Origin of the sequence: Streptomyces sp. NPDC058650, assembly GCF_042717315.1 — a bacterium.
In the GTDB taxonomy this organism is placed as follows: domain Bacteria; phylum Actinomycetota; class Actinomycetes; order Streptomycetales; family Streptomycetaceae; genus Streptomyces.
This window is the reverse complement of the sequence record NZ_JBHXRL010000014.1, coordinates 145577-164655: the sequence shown is the minus strand read 5'-3', so window position 1 is coordinate 164655 and position 19079 is coordinate 145577. Positions and strand designations below refer to the sequence as shown.

32 protein-coding genes are annotated in these 19079 nt (G+C 66.0%); all 32 read left to right on the top strand.

The window, feature by feature from the left end:
• Positions 1–49 precede the first annotated feature (49 nt).
• The 32 genes from tuf (at position 50) to ACFWWU_RS24340 (ending at position 19070) form a co-directional block, all read left to right on the top strand.
• Complete coding sequence (gene tuf, locus ACFWWU_RS24495; protein ID WP_125744782.1) at positions 50–1243, top strand: elongation factor Tu; 1194 nt, start codon at positions 50–52, stop codon at positions 1241–1243.
• A 208-nt stretch (positions 1244–1451) separates the two neighbouring features.
• Positions 1452–1814, top strand: coding sequence for a YciI family protein (locus ACFWWU_RS24490; RefSeq protein WP_384147943.1), 363 nt, complete (start codon positions 1452–1454; stop codon positions 1812–1814).
• Entirely contained in the window at positions 1811–3049 is a 1239-nt protein-coding gene (locus ACFWWU_RS24485) for an RNA polymerase sigma factor (protein ID WP_384147942.1), read from the top strand. The genes ACFWWU_RS24490 and ACFWWU_RS24485 overlap by 4 nt, the downstream gene beginning before the upstream one ends.
• Before the next feature lie 433 nt (positions 3050–3482).
• Positions 3483–3791: a 30S ribosomal protein S10 gene (gene rpsJ / locus ACFWWU_RS24480; protein WP_003948644.1), complete on the top strand. Its 309-nt coding sequence runs from the start codon at positions 3483–3485 to the stop codon at positions 3789–3791.
• A gap of 11 nt (positions 3792–3802) precedes the next feature.
• On the top strand, positions 3803–4447 hold the full coding sequence (gene rplC / locus ACFWWU_RS24475) for a 50S ribosomal protein L3 (protein WP_024755405.1): 645 nt from the start codon (positions 3803–3805) through the stop codon (positions 4445–4447).
• A 7-nt stretch (positions 4448–4454) separates the two neighbouring features.
• On the top strand, positions 4455–5105 hold the full coding sequence (gene rplD, locus ACFWWU_RS24470; RefSeq protein WP_384147941.1) for a 50S ribosomal protein L4: 651 nt from the start codon (positions 4455–4457) through the stop codon (positions 5103–5105).
• Positions 5105–5428 (top strand): 50S ribosomal protein L23, encoded by a 324-nt coding sequence (gene rplW, locus ACFWWU_RS24465; protein ID WP_024755407.1) that lies wholly within the window; start codon positions 5105–5107, stop codon positions 5426–5428. Before rplD ends, rplW begins: the two co-directional genes overlap by 1 nt.
• Before the next feature lie 40 nt (positions 5429–5468).
• Positions 5469–6305 carry a 50S ribosomal protein L2 gene (rplB, locus tag ACFWWU_RS24460; RefSeq protein ID WP_189511754.1) on the top strand — a complete coding sequence of 279 codons (837 nt, stop codon included), beginning with the start codon at positions 5469–5471 and terminating at the stop codon, positions 6303–6305.
• 12 nt (positions 6306–6317) lie between these two features.
• A complete protein-coding gene (gene rpsS / locus ACFWWU_RS24455) occupies positions 6318–6599 on the top strand; it encodes a 30S ribosomal protein S19 (RefSeq protein ID WP_024755409.1) in 282 nt (93 codons plus the stop codon).
• A 43-nt stretch (positions 6600–6642) separates the two neighbouring features.
• The gene (gene rplV / locus ACFWWU_RS24450) at positions 6643–6990 is read left to right on the top strand and encodes a 50S ribosomal protein L22 (protein WP_024755410.1); all 348 of its coding nucleotides are present in this window, start codon (positions 6643–6645) and stop codon (positions 6988–6990) included.
• Entirely contained in the window at positions 6990–7841 is an 852-nt protein-coding gene (gene rpsC / locus ACFWWU_RS24445) for a 30S ribosomal protein S3 (protein ID WP_030214015.1), read from the top strand. The genes rplV and rpsC overlap by 1 nt, the downstream gene beginning before the upstream one ends.
• Positions 7842–7846: 5 nt before the next feature.
• Positions 7847–8266: a 50S ribosomal protein L16 gene (gene rplP / locus ACFWWU_RS24440; RefSeq protein ID WP_015035580.1), complete on the top strand. Its 420-nt coding sequence runs from the start codon at positions 7847–7849 to the stop codon at positions 8264–8266.
• The gene (gene rpmC / locus ACFWWU_RS24435; protein ID WP_147980754.1) at positions 8266–8490 is read left to right on the top strand and encodes a 50S ribosomal protein L29; all 225 of its coding nucleotides are present in this window, start codon (positions 8266–8268) and stop codon (positions 8488–8490) included. The genes rplP and rpmC overlap by 1 nt, the downstream gene beginning before the upstream one ends.
• A complete protein-coding gene (gene rpsQ, locus ACFWWU_RS24430; RefSeq protein WP_030318650.1) occupies positions 8490–8771 on the top strand; it encodes a 30S ribosomal protein S17 in 282 nt (93 codons plus the stop codon). Before rpmC ends, rpsQ begins: the two co-directional genes overlap by 1 nt.
• 129 nt (positions 8772–8900) lie before the next feature.
• Complete coding sequence (rplN, locus tag ACFWWU_RS24425; RefSeq protein ID WP_003956455.1) at positions 8901–9269, top strand: 50S ribosomal protein L14; 369 nt, start codon at positions 8901–8903, stop codon at positions 9267–9269.
• 2 nt (positions 9270–9271) lie between these two features.
• Positions 9272–9583 (top strand): 50S ribosomal protein L24, encoded by a 312-nt coding sequence (gene rplX / locus ACFWWU_RS24420; protein ID WP_015035583.1) that lies wholly within the window; start codon positions 9272–9274, stop codon positions 9581–9583.
• Entirely contained in the window at positions 9580–10137 is a 558-nt protein-coding gene (gene rplE / locus ACFWWU_RS24415) for a 50S ribosomal protein L5 (RefSeq protein ID WP_099054322.1), read from the top strand. Before rplX ends, rplE begins: the two co-directional genes overlap by 4 nt.
• A 5-nt stretch (positions 10138–10142) precedes the next feature.
• Positions 10143–10328, top strand: a complete 186-nt coding sequence (locus ACFWWU_RS24410; RefSeq protein WP_003948630.1) for a type Z 30S ribosomal protein S14 — start codon at positions 10143–10145, stop codon at positions 10326–10328.
• A gap of 208 nt (positions 10329–10536) precedes the next feature.
• Positions 10537–10935: a 30S ribosomal protein S8 gene (rpsH, locus tag ACFWWU_RS24405; RefSeq protein WP_015035585.1), complete on the top strand. Its 399-nt coding sequence runs from the start codon at positions 10537–10539 to the stop codon at positions 10933–10935.
• Between the two features lie 21 nt (positions 10936–10956).
• Entirely contained in the window at positions 10957–11496 is a 540-nt protein-coding gene (gene rplF, locus ACFWWU_RS24400; protein ID WP_376412968.1) for a 50S ribosomal protein L6, read from the top strand.
• A gap of 3 nt (positions 11497–11499) precedes the next feature.
• Entirely contained in the window at positions 11500–11883 is a 384-nt protein-coding gene (rplR, locus tag ACFWWU_RS24395; RefSeq protein ID WP_056651228.1) for a 50S ribosomal protein L18, read from the top strand.
• Between the two features lie 45 nt (positions 11884–11928).
• Positions 11929–12531 carry a 30S ribosomal protein S5 gene (gene rpsE, locus ACFWWU_RS24390; protein WP_383386696.1) on the top strand — a complete coding sequence of 201 codons (603 nt, stop codon included), beginning with the start codon at positions 11929–11931 and terminating at the stop codon, positions 12529–12531.
• Positions 12531–12713, top strand: coding sequence for a 50S ribosomal protein L30 (rpmD, locus tag ACFWWU_RS24385; RefSeq protein ID WP_024755415.1), 183 nt, complete (start codon positions 12531–12533; stop codon positions 12711–12713). The genes rpsE and rpmD overlap by 1 nt, the downstream gene beginning before the upstream one ends.
• A gap of 1 nt (position 12714) precedes the next feature.
• A complete protein-coding gene (gene rplO, locus ACFWWU_RS24380) occupies positions 12715–13170 on the top strand; it encodes a 50S ribosomal protein L15 (protein WP_024755416.1) in 456 nt (151 codons plus the stop codon).
• A 213-nt stretch (positions 13171–13383) separates the two neighbouring features.
• Complete coding sequence (gene secY, locus ACFWWU_RS24375; protein WP_384147940.1) at positions 13384–14703, top strand: preprotein translocase subunit SecY; 1320 nt, start codon at positions 13384–13386, stop codon at positions 14701–14703.
• The gene (locus ACFWWU_RS24370) at positions 14703–15350 is read left to right on the top strand and encodes an adenylate kinase (RefSeq protein ID WP_384147939.1); all 648 of its coding nucleotides are present in this window, start codon (positions 14703–14705) and stop codon (positions 15348–15350) included. The genes secY and ACFWWU_RS24370 overlap by 1 nt, the downstream gene beginning before the upstream one ends.
• A 95-nt stretch (positions 15351–15445) precedes the next feature.
• Entirely contained in the window at positions 15446–16297 is an 852-nt protein-coding gene (gene map, locus ACFWWU_RS24365; RefSeq protein WP_384147938.1) for a type I methionyl aminopeptidase, read from the top strand.
• Positions 16298–16453: 156 nt separating this feature from the next.
• Positions 16454–16675, top strand: coding sequence for a translation initiation factor IF-1 (infA, locus tag ACFWWU_RS24360; RefSeq protein WP_003956442.1), 222 nt, complete (start codon positions 16454–16456; stop codon positions 16673–16675).
• Positions 16676–16739: 64 nt separating this feature from the next.
• Complete coding sequence (gene rpmJ, locus ACFWWU_RS24355; RefSeq protein ID WP_003956441.1) at positions 16740–16853, top strand: 50S ribosomal protein L36; 114 nt, start codon at positions 16740–16742, stop codon at positions 16851–16853.
• Between the two features lie 207 nt (positions 16854–17060).
• On the top strand, positions 17061–17441 hold the full coding sequence (rpsM, locus tag ACFWWU_RS24350) for a 30S ribosomal protein S13 (RefSeq protein ID WP_017239590.1): 381 nt from the start codon (positions 17061–17063) through the stop codon (positions 17439–17441).
• A gap of 66 nt (positions 17442–17507) precedes the next feature.
• Complete coding sequence (gene rpsK, locus ACFWWU_RS24345) at positions 17508–17912, top strand: 30S ribosomal protein S11 (RefSeq protein WP_006376016.1); 405 nt, start codon at positions 17508–17510, stop codon at positions 17910–17912.
• 135 nt (positions 17913–18047) lie between these two features.
• Entirely contained in the window at positions 18048–19070 is a 1023-nt protein-coding gene (locus ACFWWU_RS24340) for a DNA-directed RNA polymerase subunit alpha (protein WP_003966937.1), read from the top strand.
• The last annotated feature ends 9 nt before the right edge of the window (positions 19071–19079 follow it).

Sequence of the window (19079 nt, the reverse complement as noted above, 5' to 3'; positions counted from 1 at the left end):
CTGGCGCCGATGAAGCAAGGCGTACAGAACCACTCCGCAGGAGGATTCAGTGGCGAAGGCAAAGTTCGAGCGGACTAAGCCGCACGTCAACATCGGCACCATCGGTCACATTGACCACGGTAAGACGACCCTCACGGCCGCCATTACCAAGGTGCTGCACGACGCGTACCCGGACCTGAACGAGGCCTCGGCCTTCGACCAGATCGACAAGGCTCCCGAGGAGCGCCAGCGCGGTATCACCATCTCGATCGCGCACGTCGAGTACCAGACCGAGTCGCGTCACTACGCCCACGTTGACTGCCCCGGTCACGCGGACTACATCAAGAACATGATCACGGGTGCGGCGCAGATGGACGGCGCCATCCTCGTGGTCGCGGCCACCGACGGCCCGATGCCGCAGACCAAGGAGCACGTGCTCCTGGCCCGCCAGGTCGGCGTTCCGTACATCGTCGTCGCCCTGAACAAGGCCGACATGGTCGACGACGAGGAGATCCTGGAGCTCGTCGAGCTCGAGGTGCGTGAGCTCCTCTCCGAGTACGACTTCCCGGGCGACGACCTTCCGGTCGTCCGTGTCTCGGCGCTCAAGGCGCTCGAGGGCGACAAGGAGTGGGGCGAGGCTCTCCTCGGTCTCATGAAGGCCGTCGACGAGTCGATCCCGCAGCCCGAGCGCGAGGTCGACAAGCCGTTCCTCATGCCGATCGAGGACGTCTTCACGATCACCGGTCGTGGCACCGTCGTCACCGGTCGTATCGAGCGTGGCGTGCTCAAGGTCAACGAGACCGTTGACATCATCGGTATCAAGACCGAGAAGACCACCACCACGGTCACCGGTATCGAGATGTTCCGCAAGCTGCTCGACGAGGGCCAGGCCGGTGAGAACGTCGGTCTGCTCCTCCGTGGCATCAAGCGCGAGGATGTCGAGCGCGGCCAGGTCATCATCAAGCCGGGTTCGGTCACGCCGCACACGAACTTCGAGGCCCAGGCCTACATCCTGTCGAAGGACGAGGGTGGCCGTCACACCCCGTTCTTCAACAACTACCGCCCGCAGTTCTACTTCCGTACCACGGACGTGACCGGCGTCGTGACCCTCCCCGAGGGCACCGAGATGGTCATGCCGGGCGACAACACCGCCATGAGCGTTGAGCTGATCCAGCCCATCGCCATGGAGGAGGGCCTCAAGTTCGCCATCCGTGAGGGTGGCCGGACCGTCGGCGCCGGCCAGGTCGTCAAGATCACTGCCTGATCTTGATCTGACCCGGTAGCTCCACGAGCTCCAAGAGAAGGCCCCGCACCGAAAGGTGCGGGGCCTTCTCGCGTTCCCGGCACCGGCGAAAAAGATCTTTGAGAGGGTGCGAGAAATACTGTCGTCCGATGTCGTGGCCGCGCGGGCGGCTTCGACCCATGGGTGACAACGCGCCACAGGGGCGCGTGGGACGGGGAGGACACCCGAGATGAAGTACGTCGCGATGATCTACGGCAGCCAGGCCAAGTGGGAGTCCTTCCCGGCCGACGCCTGGCCCGAGGCGATCGCCAAGCAGGAGGCCTTCAACCGGAAGTACCGGGAGAGCGGCGAGCTGATCGGCGCGTACGGACTCGCCGACGCGGCCGCCGCCCTGCTCGTCCGCCGCGAGGGCGGCGCCCCCGTGGTCACCGACGGCCCGTACCTGGAGACCAAGGAGTACCTGGCCAGCTTCTACCTGCTCGACTGCGACAGCCCGGAGCGCGCCCAGCAGATCGCCGCGGACATGCCCTTCGCGGACGTCGACCCCGTCGAGCTCTGGCCGATCCTCCACGAGTCCGCGGCGGACGTGTGACCGGGAACCACGAGATCGAGGATCTGCTGCGCACGTACGCGCCGCGGGTCCTCGGCGCGCTCGTCCGGCGGTACGGCGACTTCGACCTCGCCGAGGACGCCGTCCAGGAGGCGCTCATCGCCGCCACGCGGCAGTGGCCCGAGGACGGGATCCCCGACAACGCGCGCGGCTGGCTGCTCACCGTCGCCCAGCGCAAGTACATCGACCTGGTCCGCAACGAGGCCGCGCGCCGGCGCCGCGAGGACGCCCTCTCGCTCGCCACCCCGGACTCCGAGCTCATCGCCCGGGCGGCGGACGCCCCCACGGGTGGCGAGGACGACTCCCTGGCCCTGCTCTTCCTCTGCAGCCACCCCGACCTCACCCCCGCGAGCCGCATCGCGCTCACCCTGCGGGCCGTCGGCGGCCTCACCACCGCGCAGATCGCCGCGGCCTTCCTCGTCCCCGAGACGACCATGGCGCAGCGCATCACCCGGGCCAAGCAGACGATCAAGGCGGCCGGAGGCGGGCTCGCCCAGCCCGAGGGGGAGAACCGGGCGGCCCGGCTCACCGAGGTGCGGCACGTCCTCTACCTGATCTTCAACGAGGGCTACACGGCCAGCGGCGGCGACGACCTCACCGCGCCCGGACTCTCCACGGAGGCGATCCGACTCACCCGGCTCCTGCACCGGCTCGTCCCCGAGGACACCGAGACGGCGGGCCTGCTCGCGCTCATGCTCCTCACCGACGCCCGCCGCCCGGCCCGCACCGGCCCGCACGGCGAGCTGGTGCCGCTCGCCGAGCAGGACAGGGGCCGCTGGGACGGCCGGCTGATCGAGGAGGGCGTCGGGCTGATCAGCCGCACGCTGGCGAAGGGGCAGGTCGGCCCGCACCAGCTCCAGGCGGCGATCGCGGCCGTACACGACGAGGCGGAGTCCGCCGAGGCCACCGACTGGCCGCAGATCCTCGCCCTGTACGAGCTTCTGGAGAGGACCGGGGAGAACCCGGTGATCACGCTGAACCGCGTGGTCGCGGTCGCGATGGTCCACGGCCCGGAAGCGGGCCTGGAGCTCCTCGCCGGCCTGGCGGAGGACAAACGCCTCGCCCACCACCACCGGCTCCTCGCCACGCGAGCGCACCTCCTCGAACTCCTCGGCGACGGGGAGAACGCGGCGGCCGCCTACCGCGAGGCGGCCCGGCACGCGACGAGTGCTCCCGAGCGCCGCCATCTGACGGAACGGGCACGCCGGTTGGGATGAGGGGGAGCGGGAGGGGCGTCCGGGACGGCGCGTGCGCCCCGACGCTTGCCCGTACGTGACGTGGGGTACAGTCTTCGCCCCCGATTGGCGGCCGGAAGGTCCCGTATGGCAGACTGTCGGGGTTGCTCGGTTGAGTGCCGATGCTGCGCGCCTCCCGTCGGGAGGACCGGAAGCGAGTCCCACAGTACTCGTCGCTCCTTTTCAGGAGCGGACGTACGGGAATCTTCCGGGAAGCGTCAGCGGGGTGCAGGCCAGGCACTCGGGTGGTGTTCTGCCCCCGGCCTGCGGTTCTGGGACCGCACCCCCTTGGTTGGGAAATCCTTCGGGATTTCTGCGTAGAGGGAGTGCGACACGCCCGACCGCGTGGGTCGGAGACAGAGTCAAGAGAACCCCCGAGTCCAGAGCGTTACGAGAGACAGGACTACTAGTAGCCATGGCGGGACAGAAGATCCGCATCCGGCTCAAGGCCTACGACCACGAGGTCATCGATTCCTCGGCGAAGAAGATCGTCGAGACGGTGACGCGCACTGGTGCGTCGGTCGCGGGCCCGGTGCCGCTGCCCACTGAGAAGAACGTGTACTGCGTCATCAAGTCGCCGCACAAGTACAAGGACTCGCGCGAGCACTTCGAGATGCGCACGCACAAGCGCCTCATCGACATCCTCGACCCCACGCCGAAGACGGTTGACTCGCTCATGCGTCTCGACCTCCCGGCGGGCGTTGACATCGAGATCAAGCTCTGAGGGCGCGCGAGATGGCTAAGAACATCAAGGGCATCCTGGGCGAGAAGCTCGGCATGACGCAGGTCTGGGACGAGAACAACCGGGTTGTCCCGGTCACCGTCGTCAAGGCCGGCCCCAATGTCGTGACCCAGGTCCGTACGAACGACGTCGACGGCTACGAGTCGGTCCAGATCGCCTTCGGCGAGATCGACCCTCGCAAGGTGAACAAGCCCCTCAAGGGTCACTTCGCCAAGGCTGACGTCACCCCGCGCCGCCACCTGGTGGAGCTCCGTACCGCTGACGCCTCCGAGTACACGCTCGGCCAGGAGATCACCGCTGAGCTCTTCGAGGCCGGCGTGAAGGTCGACGTCACCGGCAAGAGCAAGGGCAAGGGCTTCGCCGGTGTCATGAAGCGCCACAACTTCCGTGGTGGCAAGGCGTCTCACGGTGCCCACCGCGTGCACCGCAAGCCCGGCTCCATCGGTGGCTGTGCCACTCCGGGTCGTGTCTTCAAGGGCATGAAGATGGCCGGTCGCATGGGTAACGAGCGTGTGACCACCCAGAACCTGACCGTCCACGCCGTTGACGCCGAGAAGGGTCTGCTGCTCATCAAGGGCGCCGTCCCCGGCCCTAACGGTGGCCTCGTCCTGGTCCGCACCGCGGCCAAGGGGGTTTGAGGAACCGATGAGCACCATTGACATCCTTTCGCCGGCAGGCGACAAGACCGGGACCGTCGAGCTCCCCGCGGAGATCTTCGGCGCCAAGGTCAGCGTTCCGCTGATCCACCAGGTCGTCGTCGCGCAGCTGGCCGCGGCCCGTCAGGGCACGCACAAGACCAAGACCCGTGGCGAAGTCCGCGGCGGTGGCCGGAAGCCTTACCGCCAGAAGGGCACCGGCCGCGCCCGTCAGGGTTCGACCCGCGCCCCGCAGTTCGCCGGTGGTGGCGTCGTCCACGGCCCGCAGCCGCGTGACTACTCCCAGCGGACCCCGAAGAAGATGAAGGTCGCCGCCCTCCGCGGTGCCCTCTCGGACCGGGCGAACCACTCCCGCATCCACGTCGTCACCGGCGTGGTCGAGGGTGACATCTCCACCAAGGCCGCCAAGACGCTGTTCGGCAAGATCTCGGAGCGCAAGAACCTGCTCCTGGTCGTCGAGCGCTCGGACGAGGCTGCGTGGCTGTCCGCTCGTAACCTGCCCCAGGTGCACATCCTGGAGCCGGGCCAGCTCAACACGTACGACGTGATCGTCTCCGACGACGTGGTCTTCACTCAGGCCGCCCTCGAGTCCTTCGTGTCTGGCCCCCAGACCGACGAGACCGAAGGGAGCGACGCCTGATGACTGAGGCCGTCGTCACCAGCAAGACCTTCTCGGACCCGCGCGACATTCTCGTCAAGCCGGTTGTCTCGGAGAAGAGCTACGCCCTGCTGGACGAGAACAAGTACACGTTCATCGTCGCGCCTGGCTCCAACAAGACCCAGATCAAGCAGGCCGTCGAGGCGGTCTTCTCGGTCAAGGTCACCGGGGTCAACACGATCAACCGCCAGGGCAAGCGCAAGCGCACCAAGGCCGGTTTCGGTAAGCGCAAGGACACCAAGCGCGCCATCGTGACCCTTGCCGAGGGTAACCGTATCGACATCTTCGGCGGTCCGACCGCCTAAGGGCGGTCTGGATCGTCCGGAATCGGACGAGGACTGAGAAATGGGAATCCGCAAGTACAAGCCGACTACGCCGGGCCGTCGTGGCTCCTCCGTAGCCGACTTCGTCGAGATCACGCGGTCCACGCCGGAGAAGTCGCTGGTCCGCCCCCTGCACAGCAAGGGCGGCCGTAACAACACCGGTCGGATCACGGTTCGACACCAGGGTGGCGGCCACAAGCGCGCCTACCGGGTGATCGACTTCCGTCGTCACGACAAGGACGGCGTGCCGGCGAAGGTCGCTCACATCGAGTACGACCCCAACCGCACCGCGCGCATCGCGCTGCTCCACTACGCGGACGGCGAGAAGCGCTACATCATCGCCCCGAAGAACCTGACGCAGGGTGACCGGGTCGAGAACGGCCCCGGCGCGGACATCAAGCCCGGCAACAACCTGGCCCTCCGCAACATCCCGGTCGGTACCACGATCCACGCGATCGAGCTCCGTCCCGGTGGCGGCGCCAAGTTCGCGCGCTCCGCTGGTGCCTCCGTGCAGCTGCTGGCGAAGGAGGGCACGATGGCCCACCTTCGTATGCCGTCCGGTGAGATCCGTCTCGTCGACGCCCGCTGCCGCGCCACCATCGGCGAGGTCGGCAACGCCGAGCAGTCGAACATCAACTGGGGCAAGGCCGGCCGTAAGCGCTGGCTGGGCGTTCGCCCGACCGTTCGCGGTGTGGCGATGAACCCGGTGGACCACCCGCACGGTGGTGGTGAGGGTAAGACCTCCGGTGGTCGCCACCCGGTCTCCCCGTGGGGTCAGAAGGAGGGTCGTACTCGCTCGCCGAAGAAGGCTTCGAGCAAGTACATCGTCCGCCGCCGCAAGACGAACAAGAAGCGCTAGGAGCGGGTTTAGATGCCGCGCAGTCTCAAGAAGGGACCCTTCGTCGACGGACACCTCGTAAAGAAGGTGGACGTACAGAACGAAGCCGGTACCAAGAACGTCATCAAGACCTGGTCCCGTCGCTCGATGATCATCCCGGCCATGCTCGGCCACACGATCGCGGTGCACAACGGCAAGACCCACATTCCGGTGTTTGTCACCGAGTCGATGGTCGGCCACAAGCTCGGCGAGTTCTCGCCGACGCGCACCTTCCGGGGTCACGTGAAGGACGACCGGAAGTCGAAGCGCCGCTAGTAGCGGGGTGGAATCGACCATGACAGACACTGGAAGGACAACCATGGAAGCCAGGGCCCAGGCGCGGTACATCCGCGTCACGCCCATGAAGGCCCGCCGAGTGGTGGACCTTATCCGTGGCATGGACGCCACGGAGGCTCAGGCGGTCCTGCGTTTCGCCCCGCAGGCCGCGAGCGTGCCGGTTGGCAAGGTGCTGGACAGCGCCATTGCCAACGCTGCACACAACTACGACCACACTGACGCCTCTTCGCTGGTCATCAGCGAGGCGTACGTCGATGAGGGCCCGACCCTGAAGCGGTTCCGTCCGCGTGCTCAGGGCCGTGCATTCCGGATCCGTAAGCGGACCAGCCACATCACCGTGGTCGTCAGCAGCAAGGAAGGAACCCGGTAATGGGCCAGAAGGTTAACCCGCATGGGTTCCGGCTCGGCATCACCACGGACTTCAAGTCCCGTTGGTACGCCGACAAGCTGTACAAGGACTACGTCAAGGAAGACGTCGCCATCCGTCGGATGATGACGTCCGGCATGGAGCGCGCCGGCATCTCGAAGGTTGAGATCGAGCGCACCCGTGACCGCGTGCGGGTGGACATCCACACCGCGCGTCCGGGCATCGTCATCGGCCGCCGTGGCGCCGAGGCCGACCGCATCCGCGGTGACCTCGAGAAGCTCACGGGCAAGCAGGTCCAGCTGAACATCCTCGAGGTCAAGAACCCCGAGATGGACGCTCAGCTGGTTGCTCAGGCCGTTGCCGAGCAGCTCTCCTCCCGCGTCTCCTTCCGTCGCGCCATGCGTAAGAGCATGCAGGGCACGATGAAGGCCGGCGCCAAGGGCATCAAGATCCAGTGCGGCGGTCGCCTCGGCGGCGCCGAGATGTCCCGCTCGGAGTTCTACCGCGAGGGTCGTGTGCCGCTGCACACGCTCCGCGCGAACGTGGACTACGGCTTCTTCGAGGCCAAGACGACCTTCGGTCGCATTGGCGTGAAGGTCTGGATCTACAAGGGCGACGTCAAGAACATCGCCGAGGTCCGCGCCGAGAACGCTGCGGCCCGTGCGGGTAACCGCCCGGCCCGTGGTGCGGGTGGCGCTGGCGACCGTCCCGCCGGCCGTGGTGGCCGCGGTGGCGAGCGTGGCGGCCGAGGCCGCAAGCCGCAGCAGCAGTCCGCGCCGGCTGCCGAGGCCCCCAAGGCCGACGCTCCCGCCGCCGCTGCCGCTCCGGCTGAGAGCACCGGAACGGAGGCCTGACCGACATGCTGATCCCCCGTAGGGTCAAGCACCGCAAGCAGCACCACCCCAAGCGCTCGGGTATGAGCAAGGGTGGTACGCAGGTTGCGTTCGGCGAGTACGGCATTCAGGCCCTCACGCCGGCGTACGTGACGAACCGCCAGATCGAGGCTGCTCGTATCGCGATGACCCGCCACATCAAGCGTGGCGGCAAGGTCTGGATCAACATCTACCCGGACCGCCCGCTGACCAAGAAGCCTGCCGAGACCCGCATGGGTTCCGGTAAGGGTTCGCCGGAGTGGTGGATCGCGAACGTCAAGCCCGGTCGGGTGATGTTCGAGCTGTCCTACCCGAACGAGAAGATCGCGCGCGAGGCCCTGACCCGTGCGGCCCACAAGCTGCCGATGAAGTGCAAGATCGTTAAGCGCGAAGCAGGTGAGCTGTGATGACCGCCGGTACCAAGGCGTCCGAGCTGCGCGAGCTGGGCAACGAGGAGCTTCTCAACAAGCTCCGCGAAGCCAAGGAAGAGCTGTTCAACCTCCGCTTCCAGGCGGCGACGGGTCAGCTCGAGAACCACGGCCGGCTCAAGTCCGTCCGTAAGGACATCGCCCGGATCTACACCCTGATGCGTGAGCGCGAGCTGGGCATCGAGACGGTGGAGAACGCCTGATGAGCGAGAGCAACGTGACTGAGAAGACCGAGCGCAACGCTCGCAAGGTCCGCGAGGGCCTGGTCGTCAGCGACAAGATGGACAAGACCGTCGTCGTCGCTGTCGAGGACCGCGTCAAGCACGCGCTGTACGGCAAGGTCATTCGCCGTACGAACAAGCTCAAGGCTCACGACGAGCAGAACGCTGCCGGCATCGGTGACCGCGTCCTCCTGATGGAGACCCGGAAGCTGTCGTCGACGAAGCACTGGCGCGTCATCGAGATCCTCGAGAAGGCCAAGTAGGCATTTCGCGCAAGCGAAATCCAATAACCACAGCTTGAAGGGGTAACCCTTCAAGTTCGTTCCGCCAGGCTCGGCCGGGGCTTCTTCTGGAGCCCCGGCCGGGAACCGGCAGACAATCAGGAGATAGACGTGATCCAGCAGGAGTCGCGACTGCGTGTCGCCGACAACACTGGTGCCAAGGAGATCCTTTGCATCCGTGTTCTCGGTGGCTCGGGTCGCCGCTACGCGGGCATCGGTGACGTCATCGTCGCCACCGTCAAGGACGCGATCCCCGGTGGCAACGTGAAGAAGGGTGACGTCGTCAAGGCGGTCATCGTTCGCACCGTCAAGGAGCGCCGCCGCCAGGACGGCTCGTACATCCGCTTCGACGAGAACGCCGCTGTCATTCTCAAGAACGACGGCGACCCTCGTGGCACCCGTATCTTCGGCCCGGTCGGCCGTGAGCTGCGCGAGAAGAAGTTCATGAAGATCATCTCGCTCGCGCCGGAGGTGCTGTAAGCATGAAGATCAAGAAGGGCGACCTGGTCCAGGTCATCACCGGTAAGGACAAGGGCAAGCAGGGCAAGGTCATCACGGCCTTCCCCCGCGAGAACCGCGTCCTCGTCGAGGGTGTCAACCGGGTCAAGAAGCACACCAAGGCCGGCCCGTCGCAGGCCGGTGGCATCGTCACGACCGAGGCCCCTGTCCACGTGAGCAACGTTCAGCTCGTCGTGGAGAAGGACGGCAAGAAGGTCGTCACGCGTGTCGGTTACCGCTTCGACGACGAGGGCAACAAGATCCGCGTTGCCAAGCGGACGGGTGAGGACATCTGATGGCTACCACCACTCCGCGTCTCAAGACGAAGTACCGCGAGGAGATCGCGGGCAAGCTGCGTGAGGAGTTCTCGTACGAGAACGTCATGCAGGTTCCCGGCCTCGTGAAGATCGTGGTGAACATGGGTGTCGGCGACGCCGCCCGTGACTCCAAGCTGATCGACGGTGCGATCCGTGACCTGACCACGATCACCGGTCAGAAGCCGGCCGTGACCAAGGCTCGCAAGTCCATCGCGCAGTTCAAGCTGCGTGAGGGCCAGCCGATCGGTGCGCACGTCACCCTCCGTGGCGACCGCATGTGGGAGTTCCTGGACCGCACCCTGTCGCTCGCGCTTCCGCGCATCCGCGACTTCCGTGGTCTGTCCCCCAAGCAGTTCGACGGGCGTGGCAACTACACCTTCGGTCTCACGGAGCAGGTCATGTTCCACGAGATCGACCAGGACAAGATCGACCGTGTCCGGGGTATGGACATCACCGTGGTGACCACGGCGACCAACGACGCTGAGGGCCGCGCCCTTCTCCGTCACCTCGGCTTCCCCTTCAAGGAGGCGTAAGCGAGATGGCGAAGAAGGCTCTCATCGCGAAGGCTGCCCGCAAGCCCAAGTTCGGCGTGCGTGGCTACACGCGCTGCCAGCGTTGTGGTCGTCCCCACTCCGTGTACCGCAAGTTCGGCCTGTGCCGCGTGTGCCTTCGTGAGATGGCTCACCGTGGCGAGCTGCCGGGCGTGACCAAGAGCTCCTGGTAATCCCTTAATTGGGATGACCGGAGTCTCTCGGTAAGCACTGGGTTGGCGGCCGCCCATCCTTCCATGGCTTAGGCTAGGAGGGTTGGGCGTCCGCCGCCCGTACGACTTACTACGCCGTAGGTCCCCGCGCCGCACCCGTCCCGCCCCTGTGTGGGGAGAGGGATGGCGCATACAGGAAACCCCGGCGAGAGAGGCCGAAGGCCAATTCATGACCATGACTGATCCGATCGCGGACATGCTGACTCGTCTGCGTAACGCGAACTCGGCATACCACGACTCAGTGACGATGCCGCACAGCAAGATCAAGTCTCACATCGCGGAAATCCTCCAGCAGGAGGGCTTCATCACGGGCTGGAAGGTCGAGGACGCCGAGGTCGGCAAGAACCTCGTCCTCGAGCTCAAGTTCGGTCCGAACCGTGAGCGCTCCATTGCGGGCATCAAGCGGATCTCGAAGCCCGGTCTCCGGGTTTACGCGAAGTCCACCAACCTGCCGAAGGTTCTCGGCGGCCTGGGCGTGGCGATCATCTCCACGTCCCACGGCCTCCTGACCGGCCAGCAGGCAGGCAAGAAGGGCGTAGGTGGGGAAGTCCTCGCCTACGTCTGGTAGTCGGGAAAGGAAGGAAAGCTCATGTCGCGTATTGGCAAGCTGCCTATCCAGGTTCCCGCCGGCGTGGACGTCACCATCGATGGCCGCACGGTCACGGTGAAGGGTTCCAAGGGCACCCTGAGCCACACCGTCGCCGCTCCGATCGAGATCGTTAAGGGCGAGGATGGCGTGCTCAACGTCAACCGTCCGAACGACGAGCGTCAGAACAAGGCCCTGCACGGCCTGTCCCGCACGCTGGTGGCCAACATGATCACCGGTGTGACCCAGGGTTACGTGAAGGCGCTCGAGATCAGCGGCGTCGGTTACCGCGTGGCCGCGAAGGGCTCCAACCTGGAGTTCCAGCTCGGCTACAGCCACCCGATCCTGATCGAGGCGCCCGAGGGCATCTCGTTCAAGGTCGAGTCGCCGACCAAGTTCTCGGTCGAGGGCATCGACAAGCAGAAGGTCGGCGAAGTCGCCGCCAACATCCGCAAGCTTCGCAAGCCTGACCCTTACAAGGCCAAGGGCGTGAAGTATGCGGGTGAGGTCATCCGCCGCAAGGTCGGAAAGGCTGGTAAGTAAGCCATGGCATACGGTGTGAAGATCGCCAAGGGCGACGCCTACAAGGGCGCCGCCAAGAAGCGCCGCCACATCCGCATCCGCAAGAACGTGTCGGGTACGGCGGAGCGTCCGCGCCTCGTCGTGACGCGTTCCAACCGCGGTATCACCGCTCAGGTCATCGACGACCTCAAGGGTCACACCCTTGCGTCTGCGTCGACCCTGGACGCGTCGATCCGTGGCGGCGAGGGTGACAAGTCCGCGCAGGCCAAGCAGGTCGGTTCCCTGGTCGCCGAGCGCGCCAAGGCCGCCGGTGTCGAGGCAGTCGTGTTCGACCGTGGTGGCAACAGGTACGCCGGGCGCATTGCCGCTCTGGCTGACGCCGCCCGCGAAGCCGGGCTGAAGTTCTAAGCCCCGGTTCCGGGACTAACGGACGTAACAGAGAGAGGTAATCCAATGGCTGGACCCCAGCGCCGCGGTAGCGGTGCCGGTGGCGGCGAGCGGCGGGACCGGAAGGGCCGCGACGGTGGCCCTGCCGCCGAGAAGACCGCGTACGTTGAGCGCGTTGTCGCGATCAACCGCGTCGCCAAGGTTGTCAAGGGTGGTCGCCGCTTCAGCTTCACCGCGCTGGTCGTGGTGGGCGACGGTGACGGCACTGTAGGTGTCGGTTACGGCAAGGCCAAGGAAGTTCCCGCGGCCATCGCCAAGGGTGTCGAGGAAGCCAAGAAGAACTTCTTCAAGGTTCCCCGCATCCAGGGCACCATCCCGCACCCGATCACGGGCGAGAAGGCCGCGGGCGTCGTCCTGCTCAAGCCGGCTTCCCCCGGTACCGGCGTTATCGCCGGTGGCCCGGTGCGTGCCGTGCTCGAGTGCGCCGGCGTTCACGACATCCTGTCGAAGTCGCTCGGCTCGTCGAACGCGATCAACATCGTGCACGCGACCGTGGAGGCCCTGAAGGGCCTGCAGCGTCCCGAGGAGATCGCGGCTCGCCGTGGTCTGCCCCTCGAGGACGTCGCTCCCGCGGCTCTGCTCCGTGCACGTGCCGGGGCGGGTGCGTAATGGCTCGCCTCAAGGTCACGCAGACGAAGTCGTACATCGGCAGCAAGCAGAACCACCGCGACACCCTGCGCTCGCTTGGCCTCAAGAAGGTCAACGACGTGGTTGTCAAGGAGGATCGTCCCGAGTTCCGCGGCATGGTGCACACCGTCCGCCACCTCGTGACGGTCGAGGAGGTTGAATAACATGGCGGAGAACAGCCCGCTGAAGGCCCACAACCTCCGTCCCGCCCCCGGTGCCAAGACCGCGAAGACCCGTGTCGGTCGTGGTGAGGCGTCCAAGGGTAAGACGGCCGGTCGTGGTACCAAGGGTACGAAGGCCCGTTACCAGGTTCCGCAGCGCTTCGAGGGTGGGCAGATGCCCCTCCACATGCGTCTGCCGAAGCTCAAGGGCTTCAAGAACCCGTTCCGCACCGAGTTCCAGGTCGTGAACCTGGACAAGCTCGGCGCTCTCTACCCCGAGGGTGGAGAGGTCACGGTGGCCGACCTGGTCGCCAAGGGCGCGGTTCGCAAGAACAGCCTCGTCAAGGTGCTCGGCACCGGCGAGATCACCGTGGCGCTGCAGGTTTCGGTTGACGCCGTCTCCGGCTCCGCCAAGGAGAAGATCGCCGCCGCTGGTGGCACCGTCACCGAGCTCGTCTAAGACGACTCGATGGCTTGAACATCCGATCGGGGATGCCTCCCAAAAGGGGCATCCCCGATTGGTCGTTCCTAGGGGGGCATGGTCGCCGGTAAGGTGGCGTGCACTGTCTAGGCTCCGTGCGGTATGCCCGCACGGGATTGATGACCGATACCTAATCGTCGAACCTCAAGACCGTCACCCTTGACGCATAGCGCGGGGGTCGCAGGAGGCACCGTGCTCACCGCGTTCGCCCGGGCGTTCAAGACGCCCGACCTGCGCAAGAAGCTGCTCTTCACGCTCGGCATCATCGTGCTGTACCGCCTCGGGGCCCACATCCCGGTCCCCGGCGTCAGCTACGAGGCCGTCCAGCAGTGTGTCAAGCAGGCCAGCGAGGGCAACAACAGCCTGTTCGGCCTGGTCAACATGTTCAGTGGCGGGGCGCTGCTGCAGATCACCATCTTCGCGCTCGGCATCATGCCGTACATCACGGCGAGCATCATCCTGCAGCTGCTGACCGTCGTGATCCCGCGCCTGGAGGCCCTCAAGAAGGAGGGACAGTCCGGTACCGCCAAGATCACCCAGTACACCCGGTACCTGACGATCGCCCTCGCCATCCTTCAGGGCACCGGCCTCGTGGCCACCGCCAAGAGCGGCGCGCTCTTCAGTGGCTGTGCCGTCGCCGACCAGGTCGTGCCCGACCAGTCGATCTTCACGATCGCCACGATGGTCCTCACGATGACCGCGGGCACCGCCGTCGTCATGTGGCTCGGTGAGGTCATCACCGACCGTGGCATCGGCAACGGCATGTCGATCCTGATGTTCATCTCGATCGCCGCCGGCTTCCCGGGCGCCCTGTGGGCCATCAAGGAGAGCGGCAAGCTCGCCAAGGGCTGGATCGAGTTCGGCACCGTCATCCTCATCGGCTTCGTGATGGTGGCCCTCGTGGTCTTCGTCGAGCAGGCCCAGCGGCGGATCCCCGTGCAGTACGCGAAGCGCATGATCGGCCGGCGCTCCTACGGCGGTACGTCCACGTACATCCCGCTGAAGGTGAACCAGGCAGGTGTGATTCCTGTCATCTTCGCGTCGTCGCTGCTCTACATCCCGGCCTTGATCGCGCAGTTCTCGAACTCCACCGCGGGGTGGAAGACCTGGATCGAAGCCCACTTCGTCAAGGGTGACCACCCCTACTACATCGCCACGTACTTCCTCCTGATCGTGTTCTTCGCCTTCTTCTACGTGGCGATCTCGTTCAACCCCGAGGAAGTCGCCGACAACATGAAGAAGTATGGTGGCTTCATCCCGGGTATCCGGGCTGGTCGACCTACTGCTGAGTATCTGAGCTACGTGCTCAACCGGATCACTTGGCCGGGCTCGCTGTACTTGGGTCTGATCGCTCTTGTGCCGACGATGGCGTTGGCAGGCTTCGGTGGCGCCAATGCCAACTTCCCCTTCGGTGGGACGAGCATCCTCATCATCGTGGGTGTGGGGCTGGAGACCGTGAAGCAGATCGAGAGCCAGCTCCAGCAGCGCAATTACGAAGGGTTCCTCCGCTGATGCGAATCGTCCTCGTCGGACCGCCCGGTGCCGGCAAGGGTACGCAGGCCGCGTTCCTTGCCAAGAACCTGGACATCCCGCACATCTCCACGGGTGACCTGTTCCGCGCCAACATCTCCAAGGGCACGGAGCTGGGTCTCAAGGCGAAGGCGTTCATGGACGCCGGCGACCTGGTACCCGACGAGGTGACCATCGGGATGGCCAAGGACCGCATGGAGCAGGCGGACGCCGCCCACGGCTTCCTGCTGGACGGGTTCCCCCGGAACGTGGCGCAGGCCGAGGCCCTGGACGTGGTCCTGAAGGCCGAGGACATGCAGCTGGACGCGGTCCTGGACCTGGAGGTCCCCGAGGACGAGGTCGTGAAGCGGATCGCGGGTCGCCGCACCTGCCGCAACGACAGTGCACACGTCTTCCACGTGATGTACAACATGCCGAAGACCGAGGGCGTCTGCGACGTCTGCGGTGGCGAGCTGTACCAGCGCCCGGACGACTCCGAGGAGACCGTCCGCAAGCGCCTGGAGGTCTACCACACGCAGACCGAGCCGATCATCGACTACTACCGGGCGCAGAACCTGGTCGTGACGATCTCCGCGCTCGGCAAGGTGGACGAGGTCACGGCGAAGGCCATGGCCGCGCTGAAGAAGTAACACCGGTTCGTTCGATACGGCCGCGGTGCCCGGGAAGGGCGCCGCGGCCGTATCGTTGTTCTGTCCCGTGTACACGCAAGAAAGGCCCCGCGACGATGGTGCAGATCAAGACCCCCGAGCAGATCGCGAAGATGCGCGAGGCGGGGCTGGTCGTCGCCGCCATTCACGCGGCGACCCGTGAAGCGGCCGTGCCGGGCGCCACGACGCGGGATCTGGACGAGGTCTCGCGGAAGGTCATCGCCGACCACGGGGCGAAGTCGAACTTCCTCGGGTACGGCGGCTTCCCCGCGACGATCTGCACCTCGGTGAACGAGGTCGTCGTCCACGGCATCCCCGACGAGAAGACCGTCCTGAAGGACGGCGACATCATCTCCATCGACGCGGGCGCGATCGTGGACGGCTGGCACGGTGACGCGGCCTACACGGCGTTCGTGGGCACCGGGCACGCGCCCGAGCTCGTGGAGCTCTCCCGGGTGACGGAGGAGTCGATGTGGGCGGGCATCGCGGCGATGAAGCTCGGTAACCGGCTCGTCGACATCTCGAAGGCCATCGAGACGTACATCAAGCGGCAGCCCCGTCCGTCGGTCGGCGAGCACAGCCTCGGGAAGTACGGGATCGTCGAGGACTACGGCGGCCACGGCATCGGCACCGAGATGCACATGGACCCGCACCTGCTGAACTACGTCTCCCGCAAGCGCGGCAAGGGCCCGAAGCTGGTCCCCGGCCTCTGCCTGGCGATCGAGCCGATGGTCTCCCTGGGCACCCCGCACACCGAGGTCCTCAAGGACGACTGGACGGTCGTCACGACCGACGGCACCTGGTCCTCCCACTGGGAGCACTCGATCGCCCTCACCGAGGAGGGCCCGCTGGTCCTCACGGCGGTCGACGGAGGCAAGGCGAAGCTGGCGGAGCTGGGTGTGACGGCGGCGCCGGACCCGCTGGCGTAGTCGGTTCGAGCGAGTAATGATCTTCTACCGTGGGCAAACTCCCGGATTCGTCTTTTCCAGGGGCCTGACGTAGACTGATGCGTCGGCTCTCGTGTACCCGTGTGTCCGCATGCGGCGGCGAGAGTCGATCAAGGTAGCCGATTCGAAAGGCGAAGCGTGGCCAAGAAGCAAGGTGCCATCGAAATCGAGGGCACCGTGATCGAGTCCCTCCCGAACGCCATGTTCAAGGTGGAACTCCAGAACGGTCACAAGGTCCTCGCGCACATCTCCGGCAAGATGCGGATGCACTACATCCGAATCCTTCCGGACGACCGGGTCGTCGTGGAGCTCTCTCCGTACGACCTGACGCGTGGCCGGATCGTCTACCGGTACAAGTAGATCTTGCCCGCACCCCGCCTTGCGGCGCGGGTGGTTGGCACTGACCCGGAGAACCTCACATCCCATGAAGGTCAAGCCGAGCGTCAAGAAGATCTGCGACAAGTGCAAGGTGATCCGCCGTCACGGTCGGGTCATGGTCATCTGCGACAACCTGCGCCACAAGCAGCGCCAGGGCTGACGCACGCCGACCGACCTGCATTTCGCAGTTCTTCGCGCGACGCATAAGCAGTACGTACATACGCAGAGCCCGTCGGGCCGTGTTCCACGGTTGACGGCACCTCCGGCGGGGGCCGGGGACCCGGACGTACCACTCTCCGAATCATTCGGAGGGTCGGCGGTCGGGAGCGGTTCTGCAGCAGACCCCCGAGAACACAGGAGCCATTGAATGGCACGCGTTTCCGGTGTTGACATCCCGCGCGAAAAGCGTGTGGTGGTCGCACTCACCTACGTCTTCGGCATCGGGCGCACCCGGTCCGAGGAGATTCTCGCCTCGACCGGCGTGAACCCGTCCACCCGTGTCCGCGACCTTGCCGAGGAAGACCTCGTCAAGATCCGTGAGTACGTGGACGCCAACCTCCAGACCGAGGGTGACCTCCGCCGCGAGATCGCCGCCGACATCCGCCGCAAGGTCGAGATCGGCTGCTACCAGGGTCTGCGCCACCGTCGTGGCCTGCCCGTTCGCGGTCAGCGCACCAGCACGAACGCTCGTACCCGCAAGGGCCCGCGTCGCGCCATCGCCGGCAAGAAGAAGCCGGGCAAGAAGTAGTCCTCAGCGGACGCTTGACCAAGCGGTCTTCGCTGTAGGACCGACCACCTCCCGTAGGAGTAATAGATGCCCCCCAAGGGTCGTCAGGGCGCTGCCAAGAAGGTGCGCCGCAAGGAAAAGAAGAACGTCGCTCACGGCCACGCGCACATCAAGAGCACGTTCAACAACACGATCGTCTCGATCACGGACCCCGCGGGCAACGTGATCTCCTGGGCCTCCGCCGGCCACGTCGGCTTCAAGGGCTCGCGCAAGTCGACCCCGTTCGCCGCGCAGATGGCCGCCGAGTCGGCCGCTCGCCGCGCGCAGGAGCACGGCATGCGCAAGGTCGACGTCTTCGTCAAGGGTCCGGGCTCCGGCCGCGAGACCGCGATCCGCTCCCTCCAGGCCACGGGCCTCGAGGTCGGTTCGATCCAGGACGTCACCCCCACGCCGCACAACGGCTGCCGTCCCCCCAAGCGCCGCCGCGTCTGATTTTCCGACGCACGGCTGCTTGACCAGGACTTCGGGCGGTACGGCTCTTCGGGCCGTGCCGCCCGTACCCTTGTAGGTGCTACATCCCCGTCGGGCGTCAAATAGTGGGCGTCCACGACAGAAGGACATAGAGACATGCTGATCGCTCAGCGTCCGTCGCTGACCGAAGAGGTCGTCGACGAGTTCCGCTCCCGGTTCGTGATCGAGCCGCTGGAGCCGGGCTTCGGCTACACCCTCGGCAACTCCCTCCGCCGTACCCTCCTCTCCTCGATCCCGGGTGCCGCTGTCACCAGCATCCGCATCGACGGTGTCCTGCACGAGTTCACCACCGTGCCGGGCGTCAAGGAGGACGTCACCGACCTCATCCTGAACATCAAGCAGCTGGTCGTCTCCTCGGAGCACGACGAGCCGGTCGTGATGTACCTGCGCAAGCAGGGCCCGGGTCTGGTCACCGCCGCCGACATCGCGCCGCCGGCCGGTGTCGAGGTGCACAACCCCGACCTCGTCCTCGCCACGCTCAACGGCAAGGGCAAGCTGGAGATGGAGCTGACCGTCGAGCGCGGTCGCGGCTACGTCTCCGCCGTCCAGAACAAGCAGGTGGGCCAGGAGATCGGCCGTATTCCGGTCGACTCCATCTACTCGCCGGTGCTCAAGGTCACGTACAAGGTCGAGGCGACCCGTGTCGAGCAGCGCACCGACTTCGACAAGCTGATCGTCGACGTCGAGACCAAGCAGGCCATGCGCCCGCGTGACGCCATGGCGTCCGCCGGCAAGACCCTGGTCGAGCTGTTCGGTCTGGCGCGCGAGCTCAACATCGACGCCGAGGGCATCGACATGGGCCCGTCCCCGACCGACGCCGCGCTCGCCGCTGATCTGGCGCTGCCGATCGAGGAGCTCGAGCTCACCGTTCGTTCGTACAACTGCCTCAAGCGCGAGGGCATCCACTCCGTGGGTGAGCTCGTGGCGCGTTCCGAGGCGGACCTGCTCGACATCCGCAACTTCGGTGCGAAGTCGATCGACGAGGTCAAGGCGAAGCTGGCCGGTATGGGCCTCGCGCTGAAGGACTCGCCGCCCGGATTCGACCCGACCGCCGCCGCCGACGCCTTCGGCGCCGATGACGACGCGGACGCCGGTTTCGTCGAGACCGAGCAGTACTAAGAACTCGGG

Bases quoted from the DNA above. Each gene is read 5' to 3' on its own strand.
- ACFWWU_RS24490 (WP_384147943.1), top strand. From the start codon at position 1,452: ATGAAGTACGTCGCGATGATCTACGGCAGCCAGGCCAAGTGGGAGTCC.
- rpsJ (WP_003948644.1), top strand. From the start codon at position 3,483: ATGGCGGGACAGAAGATCCGCATCCGGCTCAAGGCCTACGACCACGAG.
- rplC (WP_024755405.1), top strand. From the start codon at position 3,803: ATGGCTAAGAACATCAAGGGCATCCTGGGCGAGAAGCTCGGCATGACG.
- rplD (WP_384147941.1), top strand. From the start codon at position 4,455: ATGAGCACCATTGACATCCTTTCGCCGGCAGGCGACAAGACCGGGACC.
- rplW (WP_024755407.1), top strand. From the start codon at position 5,105: ATGACTGAGGCCGTCGTCACCAGCAAGACCTTCTCGGACCCGCGCGAC.
- rplB (WP_189511754.1), top strand. From the start codon at position 5,469: ATGGGAATCCGCAAGTACAAGCCGACTACGCCGGGCCGTCGTGGCTCC.
- rpsS (WP_024755409.1), top strand. From the start codon at position 6,318: ATGCCGCGCAGTCTCAAGAAGGGACCCTTCGTCGACGGACACCTCGTA.
- rplV (WP_024755410.1), top strand. From the start codon at position 6,643: ATGGAAGCCAGGGCCCAGGCGCGGTACATCCGCGTCACGCCCATGAAG.
- rpsC (WP_030214015.1), top strand. From the start codon at position 6,990: ATGGGCCAGAAGGTTAACCCGCATGGGTTCCGGCTCGGCATCACCACG.
- rplP (WP_015035580.1), top strand. From the start codon at position 7,847: ATGCTGATCCCCCGTAGGGTCAAGCACCGCAAGCAGCACCACCCCAAG.
- rpmC (WP_147980754.1), top strand. From the start codon at position 8,266: ATGACCGCCGGTACCAAGGCGTCCGAGCTGCGCGAGCTGGGCAACGAG.
- rpsQ (WP_030318650.1), top strand. From the start codon at position 8,490: ATGAGCGAGAGCAACGTGACTGAGAAGACCGAGCGCAACGCTCGCAAG.
- rplX (WP_015035583.1), top strand. From the start codon at position 9,272: ATGAAGATCAAGAAGGGCGACCTGGTCCAGGTCATCACCGGTAAGGAC.
- ACFWWU_RS24410 (WP_003948630.1), top strand. From the start codon at position 10,143: ATGGCGAAGAAGGCTCTCATCGCGAAGGCTGCCCGCAAGCCCAAGTTC.
- rpsH (WP_015035585.1), top strand. From the start codon at position 10,537: ATGACCATGACTGATCCGATCGCGGACATGCTGACTCGTCTGCGTAAC.
- rplF (WP_376412968.1), top strand. From the start codon at position 10,957: ATGTCGCGTATTGGCAAGCTGCCTATCCAGGTTCCCGCCGGCGTGGAC.
- rplR (WP_056651228.1), top strand. From the start codon at position 11,500: ATGGCATACGGTGTGAAGATCGCCAAGGGCGACGCCTACAAGGGCGCC.
- rpsE (WP_383386696.1), top strand. From the start codon at position 11,929: ATGGCTGGACCCCAGCGCCGCGGTAGCGGTGCCGGTGGCGGCGAGCGG.
- rpmD (WP_024755415.1), top strand. From the start codon at position 12,531: ATGGCTCGCCTCAAGGTCACGCAGACGAAGTCGTACATCGGCAGCAAG.
- rplO (WP_024755416.1), top strand. From the start codon at position 12,715: ATGGCGGAGAACAGCCCGCTGAAGGCCCACAACCTCCGTCCCGCCCCC.
- ACFWWU_RS24370 (WP_384147939.1), top strand. From the start codon at position 14,703: ATGCGAATCGTCCTCGTCGGACCGCCCGGTGCCGGCAAGGGTACGCAG.
- map (WP_384147938.1), top strand. From the start codon at position 15,446: ATGGTGCAGATCAAGACCCCCGAGCAGATCGCGAAGATGCGCGAGGCG.
- rpmJ (WP_003956441.1), top strand. From the start codon at position 16,740: ATGAAGGTCAAGCCGAGCGTCAAGAAGATCTGCGACAAGTGCAAGGTG.
- rpsM (WP_017239590.1), top strand. From the start codon at position 17,061: ATGGCACGCGTTTCCGGTGTTGACATCCCGCGCGAAAAGCGTGTGGTG.
- rpsK (WP_006376016.1), top strand. From the start codon at position 17,508: ATGCCCCCCAAGGGTCGTCAGGGCGCTGCCAAGAAGGTGCGCCGCAAG.
- ACFWWU_RS24340 (WP_003966937.1), top strand. From the start codon at position 18,048: ATGCTGATCGCTCAGCGTCCGTCGCTGACCGAAGAGGTCGTCGACGAG.